We start from the raw sequence: 12,608 nt of genomic DNA, 5'->3' as shown, positions 1-12,608 counted from the left end.
GCATGGCGGCGTGCCAGTGACTTTCCACCTTGTGAGACGCACGAAAGAAGTTCCGATGCACCCCGCAATCAGTCGGCTCGTCGACATCGTCCCGCCTGCCGCGCCCCCGCGTCCCCGCGATTGGACGACCGTCGAGGCCGCCCTGGGCACCCCGCTGCCCGACGATTTCAAGCAGCTCGTCGACGTGTACGGCGGCGGTCTCTTCGACGAGACCATCTGGCTCCTCGACCCCGGCTGCGCCGACCCCGGCTACGAGCTGCTCGCCATCGCGGCCGAGCGCGACGAGATCCTCGCCGACCTCTGGGACGGAGGCGAGCCGAAACCCGCCGAACTCCTCGACGGCGAGGCACGGGTGATTCCCTGGGCGTACGTCGAGGGGAGCGGCCACTACCTGTACTGGCTCGTCCGGCCCGGGCAGCACCCCGACTCCTGGACCGTGATGCTCAACGAGGGACGCGGGCCGGAATGGGAGCACCACCAGCAGACCTGCGCCGGGTTCCTCGCCGGAGTGATGACCGGGGACGTGGAGTCGTTCTACTTCGACGATCTCCCCGGCATGGACCACACGTTTGTGCCCAACGACGAGATCCTGACGGCCACGTGAGCGACTGAGCCACGGGCCCGCCCCACCGCACAGGGCGCGGGCGGGCCTCCAGCCGTCACCTCCTGCACGCCCACCCCGTCGCCTTCGGGTCCAGCCTCAGCGGGTCGTCCCGTCCGTTCACCTTCAGCGGCCCGTAGCCGTGGTCCTTCAGCCACGCGCAGCGGGCCCGCGTCGTCTCGGCGACCGTCTTCGGGAAGACGGTGGGCACGCACACGTTCTCCGCGCCGTAGTGGCGGTCGCAGCCCGCTATCCCGGGGGAGACCGGGTGGGAGGCCCGGGGCTGCTCCGGGCGCTTCGGCGTCTTCTCCATCGTCTCCGCGAAGCCGTGCACCATCGGGGCCGCCATCGCCTCCGGGCCGCCCAGGTGGACCCACGAGGCCACCGAGGGGACGCCGTCGGCGTCCACGGCGAAGAGCATGTACCAGCCCGGGGGTGCCATGTTGGGGTTGCTGGTGACGTTGAGGTCGATCGTCCTCCCGTCCTCGCCGACCGTCATCGGCAGGTCCACGAAGCGCTGGTTCGGGTCCGAGGAGTGGGTGACGGCCGCCGGGCGGATCAGTTCGGCCTTGACCACCGGGCGGTCCACCGTGACGCGCTGCGTGCTGGCGTACTGCCACCTGTCGTTCGCCACGGACGTGATCTGCGGCCGCGGGCCCTTGTAGAGGTACGGGGGCGTGTACACCGAGACGTGGTCGTCGAAGGTGCCGTTGCCCGGGTTGTCGCCGACCGCCATCACCCGGCCGTCCGGGAGCAGGAAGGCCGACGAGTGGTACGTCCGCGGGATCGGGTCCGTCGGCAGGCCCGCCTGGAAGGTGTTGCTCACCGGGTTGAAGAAGCTCGCCTCGTACACCGGGTCCGCCCGGTCGTGCAGGCCACCGCCCGTCTCCAGGACCTTGCCGTCGGGCAGCAGGACCGCCGACACGTACATCTTGCCCTGCGCGCCCGTCTCCGGTTTCCGGCCCTGGCCCTGGTCGACCGTGCCCTGCGGCAACAGCGGGCCCGGCACGTAGCGGGGGCTGGGCTGCTTGAGGTCGATGATGTCGGTCAGGCGGCTCGCCTCGGGGTTGCTGTTGACGTTGCCGCCGCCCATCGTCAGCACCCGCTGGTCCTGCGCCGGCGGGAGCAGCACGCTCATCGACTGGTCGCGGTGGTCCTTGTCCTGGAGGCCCGGGACGTCGGTGACCTTGTTGGCGTCGTAGTCGTAGACCGAGGCGCCCGTCCCCGGTGTTCCGTTGCCGAAGACGTGGCTGCCGGAGTAGAAGAGCCGCCCGTCCTGCATGAGGATCATCGACGGGTACAGGCCCCAGTACGACCAGGTCTGGTTGACCTCGGTGCGAGGCAGCCACTTCTGTTGTGCCTGGGAGAACTTCTCGGCGGTGACGCTGCCCGTCGAGTCCTCCTTCAGCCCGCCCAAGGAGATCACGTCGCCGTTGCCGAGGAGGGTGGCCGAGGGGTACCAGTGGCCCTCGTTCATGTCGTTCGTCTTGACGTACGACTCGCCGGCCGGGTCGAAGACGTAGCTGTCCTTGAAGCCCTCGTACCCGTGGCTGCCGTCCGCCGCCGGGTAGGCCTTGTTGCCGCTCATGATGAGCACCCGGCCGTCCGAGAGCTGCACGTGGCCGGCGCAGAACATGTCGACCGGTGTGGGGATCGTCTTCATGGCGCCGGTCCTCGGGTCGTACAGCGCCGAGGTGAACGTGCCGGCTTTGAACAGGTCCGGGTCGTTGCCGGAGCCGGCGACCAGCAGCACCTTGCCGTTGTGCAGGACGACCGAGTGCATGCTGCGGACCGGGTTCCTGAACGGCATGACCGCCCAGCTGCCCTTGGTGCAGGCCTTCCCGGCGGTGCAGTCGTCGTCGGGCGGTGCCTGCGTGACGTCCTGCATGTCGTAGTCGTCGGTGGTGACCGTGCCCGTGCCGTAGACGGAGACACCCCAGGTGATCTGGTCGGTGCCGGGCGGGACGACGGGCGTACGGACCTCCACGCGCGCGTACTGCTCGCTGACCGGCAGGGACTTGAGGTCGGTCCAGTACTGCCAGCCCGCCTTGGCGTCGTGGCGGAAGACGGTGATGGACGCGTCCGGCGTGGTGCTCTTGTACCAGAGGGACAGGTCGTACTGGTGGGACGGCGCCACACCGGGCGCACAGGCCGGGTCCTCGGCCATCAGCGCCTTGCGGTCGCCGGTCACCCGGCGCGTGACCGAGACGGTCAGCGCCCTGGTGCCGCTGTGGGCCTGGCCGGTGGTGGTGACGGTCGCGTCGTTGTCGCCCCAGCCGGAGCTCTCCCAGCAGGTGGGCAGCGTGTCCGTGGCCCGTACGGCCTCGAAACCCGGGTTGTTCACCAGGTTCGTGCCCGCCCGTGCCGGGCCGGGCGTGGCCAGCAGCAGGCCGAAGGAGGCGCCGGAGGCGAGGAGGAGGGCCGTGGCGGCCGACAGACGCCGTCGGTGTCTCTCCCGGCGGGCCCTCCGGCGGGGCGGGGTCACGTTCAGGGTCATGCTTCCCCCTTCGTCTTCGTGAGGGACCGCCCGGCCCCCGCCACGCGGCGGATCTCGATCCGGTCCTCGCCCTCGCCGAAGGAGGCCACCGCCTCCGAGTGCTCCAGCGCCGCCCGCACCAGCGGCAGCGTCGCCGCGTCCCGCCGCACCGTTGGCGAGGCGACCACGTAGTCGACGTCCCGCCAGCCGCGCGGCAGGGTCGCGGCGACCGCCGGGTCGAGGTCGGCCTTGTAGAACCAGATGGCCCCCGTGCCGGGGCGGTAGCCGGCGTGAACCAGATCGAGCCAGATCGCGTCGTCGGCCAGCACGCGGGTGCCGGCCGGGTCGGCGACGTGGTCACGGTCGCGCAGCCAGTGCGCGGCCCCGCGGTAGGGGGCGTTGGCGTCGGTCGTCATGGCGGTGCGGTCGCCGTCGTACCAGCGGGGTACGACGAGCGCGGCGGCCGTCGCCGCGAGCACGCCGACCGCCCCCCAGCGCACCGCCCGCCAGCGCGGGCCGCCCTCCGGCCGGGTCCGCAGCAGGGCGCCGGTCGCCGCGGTCGCCGCGGCCGCCAACGCCAGGGCCAGGAACGGCAGCGCCTGGACGACGTACATCGCCGGCAGGTAGCCCGACGGCCGCAACGCGACGAGCGCGAGGATCACCGCGGCGAGCGCGGGGCCGGCCAGGGCGCGGCCGGTGCGGGAGCAGCGGGCGGCGACCAGGAGCAGCACGGCGGCCGCCAGGCCGCACAGCGGCAGCACCCGGTCGTAGTACAGCCAGGAGCGCAGCACCGCGTGCGCGCTCGAACCGGAGTCGAGGAGGAAGCCCGAACCCGCGCGGCTCATCTGGTACCTGACGCCCTCGATCAGCGACACGTGGCCGGGCCCGGGGAAGAGCTCGTGGTTGAGCAGTGCGAAGAGCGGATAGGCGAGCCCCACCAGCCCGCAGGCGGTCACCGCGCCCGTCACCGCGAACTTCCGGGTGTCGCGGTGGCTGTGCCGCCACATCGTCACCAGCAGCGCGGGCAGGACGACCAGCATGGTCTCCTTCGACAGCACGGCCACCGCGGCCGCGAGTCCCGCCCCGAAGTGGTGCCACAGGTGGCGGCGGGGGGAGGCGGCCAGGCAGAAGGCCAGCAGGATCCACATCACGGCGATGTTGTCGAGGAAGATCTCCCGCTGGAGCACCACGGCCAGCGGGGACAGCCCGAAGAGCAGCATGCCCAGCCCCGCCGCCCAGGGCGCGAGCCCCAGCCGCCGCCCGAGCACGTACACCAGCACCGCGCTCGCCGCCGTCACCAGCAGCATGGCGCCGCGCATCGGGGCGACCGTCAGGGTGCCGGGGGAGAACAGCGAGGCCGGCCAGGTGAGCGCGGCCAGCTGGATCCAGCCCAGCGGCGGGTGGTCGTACCAGTAGGTGTAGTGGGCGAGCCCCTCGCCCTGCTGCACGGCCCAGGCCTGGGCGAGGTAGGTGCCCTCGTCGTCGCTGAGCGCGGGGAAGCCGGGGGTGTTCCAGCCCTGGACGAGCAGGACCGCGGCCAGCAGCGCCCCGCACAGCAGCAGGTCCGGGCGGGAGCGGCGCAGTCGCAGGACGGGTCTGAGGGGGGTTGGGGCGGTGGGGGGCGCCGCCGCGGGCGCCGCGGCGGTCGGGAGGGTGGTGGTCACGACGTGACGTCCTCTCGGGCGAGGTGTGCGCCGACGTGTCGGGTCAGCTCCCAGTCGCTGCGGCCCCGGTGCTCCCGCCAGACCGCGCGGATCGCGGCACCGGCGAGGAGGAGCTGGTAGAAGGGGCCGCCGACGACGAGCTTGAGGTAGTGGACGAAGCGCACGCGCAGCCCGTACTGGACGCCGAAGTCGTGCAGTCCGACGATCTCGAAGACGAAGGTCACCAGCGCGGTGACGGCCGGCAGGAAGGTCACCACGGCGACGCCGACGGGGACGTCGAGGAAGAGCGCGACGGCGACGTTGATCGGGACGATCACGCCCGTGAACGCCTGGAAGAAGGGCGTCATCAGGGTGTAGCGGGCGAGCATCCGCTGGGCGACGGTGGGCAGCCGGCGCCAGTCCCGCTTCCTGTACACCTGGAGGAATCCCTGGTTCCAGCGGGTGCGCTGCTTGAGCAGGCACATCAGGGTGCCGGGCGTCTCCTCGCGGGTGACCATCTCGGAGTCGTACGCGACCACGACCTTCTTGCCCTTGCTGGACAGCCGCACGCCCAGGTCGCAGTCCTCGGCCAGACACCCGGGGTCCCAGCCGCCGGCCTCGCGCAGGACCTCCGTCCGCACGAAGACGGTGTTGCCGCCCAGCGGGATGAAACCTTTCTCCGCGTGGAGGTGCAGCCGGCTGCGGAACCAGAAGAAGTACTCCAGGCAGTTGCGCAGGCTGTACCAGCTGGAGTGGAAGTCGATGAGCTGCACGCCGCCCTGCACCACGTCCGCGCCGGTCGCCCGGAAGGCGTGGTCGACGTGGGCGAGCAGCTCGGGATGGACCTGGTCCTCGGCGTCGAAGACGCCGACGACGTCGCCGAGGCAGTGCGGGAGCGCGGTGTTGAGCGCCTTGGGCTTGTTCTTCTCCGGATGGGTGTCCACGATCACGCGCACCCGGTGGGGCGCGGTCGCGGCCACCCGCTCGGCGACCTCCGTGGTCCCCGGGTCGTCGTGGCCCACGATGACCAGCACCTCGAAGCGGGCATGGGTGGAGCGCAGCAGCCGGGTGACGGTGTGCTCCAGGACGGCCTGTTCGTGCCGCGCGGGCACGAGCAGGGAGAAGGACAGGGCGCCCTCGCCGCTGGGCCGGGCGAAGCGCGTGGCCGCGAGCGTCTCGGGCGTGCGCCAGGCGTGCATCTGCCACCAGAGCGTGAAGGCGGCCATCTGGAAGAGGGCCAGTGACACCACGCAGACGAGCATGGAAACGAGCAAGGAATTCCCCCCTAGAGAGCATCACGGAAGCGCTGCGACGTTGCCGGAGCCCTGGACGCGCTCGAACGCGCGCTTCCGGATCTCCCCCCTCACGCGCCTCCCCGAGCAACGCGTGTTTCTCCCCTTCGGGAGAGAGTAAGGGGGGAAGGTGAAACTCAGGTGCGGAAACGATAAATCCTGTGTTTCCCAACGAACTCCACTTCCATCACGCCAAGTTGGCATAGGCCCTCGCGTGCCGGGGAAGCCGCTGGGGGTGACCAGTCATGGCCGAAGGGCGTTCTTCCGTACGGAACGGGCCAGTGGGACACTCCACCCCATGGGTGCGTTCGGGCGCATACGCATGCGCGTCCCCCTGCCGAGGCCGCTGCCGGCCCGCCGCCTGGGGTACGCCTCGGGTGCCGCGGTGCTGACGGCCGCGGCCGTCGTGGGACTCACCGGCTGCGATCCCACCGGCGGCCTCGACTCGGCGACCGTCGCGCTCACGACCCAGCGACAGGCCTCCCTCGCGCTCCGCCACGCGGACGTCGACGTCAACTGGCTGAGCTGCCGGGGCAAGGCGGAGAACGGCGGCAAGGACGACTCCGGCGCCACCCAGCCCGTCACGATCGTCGGCGTGGACTGCGAGGGGCGCACCGGCGCCGGCAAGAAGATCATCGTCTACGGCAAGGTGACCGGCATGGACACCGACGCCTGCGTCCGCGGGCTGCTGACCGCCAAGGTCGACGGGAAGACGGTGTTCTCGCTCAGCGTGCTCGGCGACTGCTCCAAGGGGAGCGGTGGCAGCGGGGCCAGCGGAGGTCCGCCGCCCCCGCCCAGCCGGCCTCCGTCCGCGAGCCCCGACTGCCCCGCCGCGTCGCACGGGCCGGGCTCCACCGGCCATCCGCAGGGGAAGTAGCGGGCCGGGTGCCCCAGGTCGCACGGACGGCCCGGTAACATCCGGGCTGTACGAGCCGACGACCCGTGAGGAGCCCACCGGTGGCGGGAGAACCGCAGGCGGACTGCCTGTTCTGCAAAATCGTCAAGGGGGACGTGCCCGCGACCGTCGTCAAGGAGACCGAGACGACCGTCGCGTTCCGTGACATCAACCCCCAGGCGCCCGTCCACGTCCTGGTGATCCCCAAGGTGCACTACCCCGACGCCGCCTCCCTGGCCGCCGCTGAGCCGGCCGTCGCCGCCGACGTGCTGCGCGAGGCGGGCGAGGTCGCCCTCCAGGAGAACGGGGACAGCGGCTTCCGTATCGTCTTCAACACCGGGGCCGGCGCCGGGCAGACCGTCTTCCACGCCCACGCCCACGTCCTGGGCGGCCGCGGCTTCAACTGGCCTCCGGGCTAAGCCTTGTCCGTACGCGAACTCGTCGTGCTCGGCACCGCCAGCCAGGTGCCGACGCGCCACCGCAACCACAACGGCTACGTCCTGCTCTGGGACGGCGAGGGCATCCTCTTCGACCCGGGCGAGGGCACCCAGCGGCAGATGCTGCGCGCCGGGGTGGCCGCCCACGACCTCAACCGGATCTGCGTCACCCACTTCCACGGTGACCACTCCCTGGGCGTCGCCGGCGTGGTCCAGCGCATCAACCTCGACCGGGTGCCCCACCCGGTCACCGCGCACTACCCCGCCAGCGGCCGGCGCTTCTTCGAACGGCTGCGGTACGCCACGGCGTACAAGGAGACGGTGAAGCTCACCGAGGAGCCCGTCGCCGGCACGGGCGCCGTGCTCGCCCGGACGGGCTCGTACGTCCTTGAGGCCCGCAGGCTCTCGCACCCCGTGGAGTCCTACGGCTACCGCCTCGTCGAGCCCGACGGCCGGCGCATGCTGCCCGAGCGGCTGGCCGAGCGCGGCGTCAGCGGCCCCGACGTGGGCCGGCTCCAGCGCGAGGGCTCCGTCGGCGGGGTCACCCTGGACGAGGTGAGCGAGGTGCGGCGCGGCCAGCGCTTCGCGTTCGTGATGGACACCCGCCTGTGCGCGGGCGTCCACGAGCTGGCCGAGGGCTGCGACATGCTGGTCATCGAGTCGACGTTCGTCGACGAGGACGAGACCCTGGCCGGCGAGCACGGCCACCTCACGGCGGGCCAGGCCGCCCGCGTCGCCGTGGAAGCGGGCGTGCGGCACCTGGTGCTGACGCACTTCTCCCAGCGCTACGACGACCCGGCCGTCTTCGAGCGGCAGGCCCGGGCGGCGGGCTTCGAGGGCGAGCTGACCGTCGCCCGCGACCTGATGCGGGTGCCGGTGCCGAAGCGGCGGTGACGCCGGCGGGCGGCACGTACGGCGGGAGCCGGGGCCCGGAGCCCTTCGCCGGGTCCCGCTGTGACGGAAGACCGGGATTGCGGACCCACGGGTAGCTGCCGAGCATGTGCCCATGGCCGAGCCCGGGGGACCGGATCCGACACAGGCGCGTGACGCGGCAGCTCTGGTGGCCCTCATGCGGGAGCTGAGGGAACGCTCCGGGCTCACCTACCGCCGCTTGCAGCAGCGCGCCGCCGAGCAGGGGATGGCGCTGCCGCGCAGCACCGTCTCCGCCGTGCTCGCCCGGGACGCGGTGCCGCGGGCCGAGGTCCTGAAGGCGTTCGTGGTGGCGTGCGGTGACGGGGCGCGGCTGGGGGCGTGGCTGGAGGCCCGGGAGCGGGCCGCCGCGGCCGGCCCGGTGCCGGACGACGCCGGGCGCGCGGCGCCGCGAGCGGGGGCACGGTCCCGGCTGCTGTGGCTGCCCGCGCTGGCAGCCGTGCTGGGGCTGGCCTGCTGGGGCTTCGCCGTGGCCGCCCACCGGGCGGGCGGCGGTGAACGCTCCCGGGGCGCGAGCCCGGCGGCGAGTGCCACACCGGGCCGCGCCGGCGGGTTCAGCCTCTTCGAGGGCAGAAGCACCAAGGGCGCGACGATCGCCAGCGTCGGGTACCGGTACTGGGACACCGGGGACGGCTGGTACGGCGTCGAGTACGTGATGCCGTACTCCCGCGACGACCGCGAGGCCTACGACGACGGCTGGGGCGGGCGGCTGCTCATGCACTACGAGGACCGCCACGGCCGGCACACGGCCGTCCTGGCCGACCACCCGGACCGGGGACAGCGCGCCGGCCGGGACGCCGTCCACTACGGCGTCAAGAACGTGTGGTTCGAGGTGTGCGACTGCGACGGTGACGCACTGCGGGGGTGCCAGCGGCTGCGGAAGGCCCGCACCTGAAGCGGGCCGAGGGGGCGGAACCGCCGGACGCGGTCCCGCCCGGTGCGCCCTACGGCAGGTAGTACATGGGGTTCGGCATCTTGTAGGTGCGGTCGGCGTGACCGCCCTGCAGGTCGCTGTACTGGTCGCCGAAGTTGGCGACGATGTCGAAGCCCTTGGACTCGATGTACTTGCGGGTGCCCGCCTTGTACTCGACGGTGGTGCACTTCGCGCCGCACGGCAGGTACGCCGGCGGGTTCTGCTTGTTCTTCAGGAAGAAGTGCGTGGTGTCGGCGACGGGCTTGTAGCCGACGTTCTTGAGGTTGCGGGCGCTCCACTCGCGCTGGTGCTCGCCGCGGCCGGTGACGTAGAAGACCTCGATGCCCTTGGACTGGGCCCAGTTGACGAGCGTGGGCATGCCGAAGACGGGGGCCATGTCGGTGGACTTCAGGTACGCGTCCTGCGACTCGGGCGTGAAGTGGAAGCCCTGCTGGAGCTCGTAGTTGTAGGTGAGCAGGGTGGTGTCGTCCAGGTCGAGGACGATGGCGGGCTTGCCGCCCTTGTGGTTCTTGCTCTTGACGACCTTCTCGAGCTGGGCCTTGGCCTTCTTCTCGATGCCGGCGACCTGCTTGGCGTAGTTGCCGTCCGCCGAGGCGTAGTGCTGGCCGGACGCGTCCACGGTGTCGCCGTAGTACGCCTTGATCTTGTCCTGGACCTGGGTGAGGTTCGGGATCTCCTTGTCCGAGCGCGGCACCGAGTGCTCGGCGGTGGCGGCGCCCGCCGTGTAGAGACCGGCACCGGCGGCGACGGCGGCCACGGCCGCGGCCACGCGGAGACGCTTGGACTTCGGGGAGGGGGACGACACGTTATGACTCCTGGGTAACAAGGAAGGTGCCTCGCGAAGCTAAGCCCTTGACCGTGCCTGGTCAAGGGACCTCTACGCGCGCAGAAGCCACCCCGGGCGTACGGTGGGTGGGCAGACCAGCGACACGAAGGGTGGGGCGCGAAGCATGGCGCAGGAAGTACGCGGAGTCATCGCACCGGGGAAGAACCAGCCGGTCCGGGTGGAGACGATCGTCATCCCGGACCCGGGACCGGGCGAGGCCGTGGTGAAGGTCCAGGCGTGCGGCGTGTGCCACACCGACCTGCACTACAAGCAGGGCGGCATCAACGACGACTTCCCCTTCCTCCTCGGCCACGAGGCGGCGGGCGTCGTCGAGGCCGTCGGCGAGGGCGTGAGCGAGGTGGCGCCCGGCGACTTCGTCGTCCTGAACTGGCGCGCCGTCTGCGGCCAGTGCCGGGCCTGCAAGCGGGGGCGTCCGCAGTACTGCTTCGACACCCACAACGCCCGGCAGAAGATGACGCTCAAGGACGGCACGGAGCTGTCCCCGGCCCTGGGCATCGGCGCCTTCGCGGAGAAGACCCTCGTCGCGGCCGGCCAGTGCACCAAGGTCGACCCCGGGGTCTCCCCGGCCGTCGCGGGCCTGCTCGGCTGCGGTGTGATGGCCGGCATCGGCGCCGCGATCAACACCGGCGGGGTGGGGCGCGGCGACTCCGTCGCCGTCATCGGCTGCGGCGGTGTCGGCGACGCGGCCATCGCCGGCTCCCGGCTGGCGGGCGCGGCCCGGATCGTCGCCGTCGACATCGACGACCGCAAGCTGGAGACCGCGCTGCGGATGGGCGCGACCCACACCGTCAACTCCCGCACGACCGACCCGGTCGAGGCGATCCGCGAGCTGACCGGCGGCTTCGGCGCGGACGTCGTCATCGAGGCGGTCGGCCGGCCGGAGACGTACAAGCAGGCGTTCTACGCCCGCGACCTGGCCGGCACGGTCGTCCTGGTCGGCGTCCCGACGCCGGAGATGACGCTGGAGCTGCCGCTGCTGGACGTCTTCGGGCGGGGCGGCGCGCTGAAGTCCTCCTGGTACGGCGACTGCCTGCCCTCGCGCGACTTCCCGATGCTGATCGACCTGCACCAGCAGGGGCGGCTGGACCTGGGCGCGTTCGTGACGGAGACCATCGGCCTCGGGGACGTCGAGAAGGCGTTCGAGCGCATGCACGCGGGTGACGTGCTGCGGTCGGTGGTGGTCTTCTAGGGGGCCTCTCGGGCGGCCGGGCCGTCAGTGCCCGGCCCGCTCCAGGATGCGGGCCGCCACCGCCGGGGAGTCCACCAGCGGGTGCAGGGCCAGGGCCCGCAGGGCCGCGTCGGAGCCGGGCCGGAGCGCCGCCTCGATCGTCGCCCGCTCGACGGCCTTGAGCTGGAGCATCAGCCCCAGCTGGTCCTCCCGCAGCGGAGCGCACGGCACCGGGTGCGCACCCTTCGCGCTCACGTCGCAGACCGTCTCGACGATCGTCTCGGGCGCCAGCGCCGGGACGGTCGTGCCGTTGGGCACGTTGAGGATCAGGCGCGTGCTCTCGTCACCGGCGATCGCCCGCATCAGGGCGACCGCCACCCGGTCGTAGCCGCCGCCCTCCAGGTCGCAGGAGTCCCGCTCCCAGCCGCCGCTGGCCGCCCGGCTCTCGGCCATGTACGTCTCCTCGCGGCGCAGCCGCGCCCGCTCCCACAGCTCGGACGCCCGGTGGGGCTCGGCGGTGGCGCCCGTGAAGAAGTCGCCCTGCTGCCGGTCGAGGAACTCGCCGCGGGTCTGCGCGGCCTCCCGCACCGACGCCAGCGTCTCGCGCCGGAAGTAGTAGTAGTGCAGGTATTCGTTCGGCAGGGCGCCCAACGCCCGCAGCCACCGCGCGCCGAAGAGCTTGCCCTCCTCGAAGGAGGCGAGGGCCCCGTCGTCCGCCAGCAGCCCCGGCAGCAGCTCGCGCCCGTCGACCGACAGGCCGCGCAGCCAGCCCAGGTGGTTGAGGCCCACGTAGTCGTAGCCGACCCGCTCGGGGTCCGCGCCCGCCGCCCGCGCGGCGCGGCGGACCAGCCCGACGGGTGAGTCGCAGATGCCGATCACCCGTTCACCCAGTGCGGCGGACATCGCCTCGGTGACCAGGCCGGCCGGGTTGGTGAAGTTGATGACCCAGGCCTCGGGGGCCAGTTCCGCGATCCGCTCCGCGATGCGCAGCGCCACCGGGACGGTCCGCAGCCCGTAGAGCACGCCGCCCGCGCCGACCGTCTCCTGGCCCAACACGCCCTCGGCGAGCGGAACGCGCTCGTCCAGCACGCGTCCGGCCGTGCCGCCCACACGGATCGCGGAGAAGACGAAGTCCGCGCCGCGCACGGCGTCGTCCAGGTCGTCGGTCATCCGTACGGAGGGGGCGCCCGGCACCCCGGCCGCCCGGGCCTCGAGCACGGCGGCGATCACTCTCATGCGCGCCGAATCGGTGTCGTGCAGCACCAGTTCGGTGCACCGGCCCGGCGCGCCGCGCCGGGCGTCCTCCAACAGGGCCCGGTGCACCAGAGGCACCCTAAACCCGCCACCGCCCAGAATCGTCAGCCTCATGGGCGGAACGTACCGCA

11 protein-coding genes are annotated in these 12,608 nt (G+C 72.2%); 6 read left to right on the top strand and 5 right to left on the bottom strand.

Going from position 1 to position 12,608, the window contains the following annotated elements:
- Positions 1-55: 55 nt before the first annotated feature.
- The gene (locus CYQ11_RS09610) at positions 56-604 is read left to right on the top strand and encodes an SMI1/KNR4 family protein (protein ID WP_099200592.1); all 549 of its coding nucleotides are present in this window, start codon (positions 56-58) and stop codon (positions 602-604) included.
- Positions 605-659: 55 nt separating this feature from the next.
- Here the strand turns inward: CYQ11_RS09610 and CYQ11_RS09605 are convergent, their stop codons facing one another.
- Genes CYQ11_RS09605 through CYQ11_RS09595 form a run of 3 tightly spaced genes read right to left on the bottom strand, consistent with a single transcriptional unit; the run spans position 660 to position 5,982 of the window.
- The gene (locus CYQ11_RS09605; RefSeq protein WP_099200593.1) at positions 660-3,098 is read right to left on the bottom strand and encodes a galactose oxidase early set domain-containing protein; all 2,439 of its coding nucleotides are present in this window, start codon (positions 3,096-3,098) and stop codon (positions 660-662) included.
- A complete protein-coding gene (locus tag CYQ11_RS09600; RefSeq protein WP_099200594.1) occupies positions 3,095-4,741 on the bottom strand; it encodes an ArnT family glycosyltransferase in 1,647 nt (548 codons plus the stop codon). Before CYQ11_RS09600 ends, CYQ11_RS09605 begins: the two co-directional genes overlap by 4 nt.
- Positions 4,738-5,982 carry a glycosyltransferase gene (locus tag CYQ11_RS09595; protein WP_099200595.1) on the bottom strand — a complete coding sequence of 415 codons (1,245 nt, stop codon included), beginning with the start codon at positions 5,980-5,982 and terminating at the stop codon, positions 4,738-4,740. The genes CYQ11_RS09600 and CYQ11_RS09595 overlap by 4 nt, the downstream gene beginning before the upstream one ends.
- A 328-nt stretch (positions 5,983-6,310) precedes the next feature.
- Here CYQ11_RS09595 and CYQ11_RS09590 point away from each other — a divergent pair, with 328 nt between their 5' ends.
- The 4 genes from CYQ11_RS09590 (at position 6,311) to CYQ11_RS09575 (ending at position 9,169) form a co-directional block, all read left to right on the top strand.
- Positions 6,311-6,889 (top strand): hypothetical protein, encoded by a 579-nt coding sequence (locus CYQ11_RS09590; RefSeq protein WP_099200596.1) that lies wholly within the window; start codon positions 6,311-6,313, stop codon positions 6,887-6,889.
- Between the two features lie 80 nt (positions 6,890-6,969).
- On the top strand, positions 6,970-7,326 hold the full coding sequence (locus tag CYQ11_RS09585) for a histidine triad nucleotide-binding protein (RefSeq protein ID WP_099200597.1): 357 nt from the start codon (positions 6,970-6,972) through the stop codon (positions 7,324-7,326).
- Positions 7,327-7,329: 3 nt separating this feature from the next.
- A complete protein-coding gene (locus CYQ11_RS09580) occupies positions 7,330-8,238 on the top strand; it encodes a ribonuclease Z (RefSeq protein WP_099200598.1) in 909 nt (302 codons plus the stop codon).
- A gap of 112 nt (positions 8,239-8,350) precedes the next feature.
- Positions 8,351-9,169: a helix-turn-helix domain-containing protein gene (locus tag CYQ11_RS09575; protein ID WP_099200599.1), complete on the top strand. Its 819-nt coding sequence runs from the start codon at positions 8,351-8,353 to the stop codon at positions 9,167-9,169.
- Between the two features lie 49 nt (positions 9,170-9,218).
- On the opposite strand, the gene CYQ11_RS09570 is transcribed toward CYQ11_RS09575, so the two are convergent.
- Complete coding sequence (locus CYQ11_RS09570; protein ID WP_099200600.1) at positions 9,219-10,013, bottom strand: HAD family acid phosphatase; 795 nt, start codon at positions 10,011-10,013, stop codon at positions 9,219-9,221.
- A gap of 145 nt (positions 10,014-10,158) precedes the next feature.
- Between CYQ11_RS09570 and CYQ11_RS09565 the strand changes: the two genes are divergently transcribed.
- Positions 10,159-11,244, top strand: coding sequence for an S-(hydroxymethyl)mycothiol dehydrogenase (locus tag CYQ11_RS09565; protein ID WP_099200601.1), 1,086 nt, complete (start codon positions 10,159-10,161; stop codon positions 11,242-11,244).
- A 24-nt stretch (positions 11,245-11,268) separates the two neighbouring features.
- Here the strand turns inward: CYQ11_RS09565 and CYQ11_RS09560 are convergent, their stop codons facing one another.
- Positions 11,269-12,591, bottom strand: a complete 1,323-nt coding sequence (locus tag CYQ11_RS09560) for a 6-phospho-beta-glucosidase (RefSeq protein WP_099200879.1) — start codon at positions 12,589-12,591, stop codon at positions 11,269-11,271.
- Between the last annotated feature and the right edge of the window lie 17 nt (positions 12,592-12,608).

Source organism: Streptomyces cinnamoneus, assembly GCF_002939475.1.
GTDB lineage: Bacteria > Actinomycetota > Actinomycetes > Streptomycetales > Streptomycetaceae > Streptomyces > Streptomyces cinnamoneus_A.
This window is presented reverse-complemented; position numbering and strand designations above follow the sequence as displayed.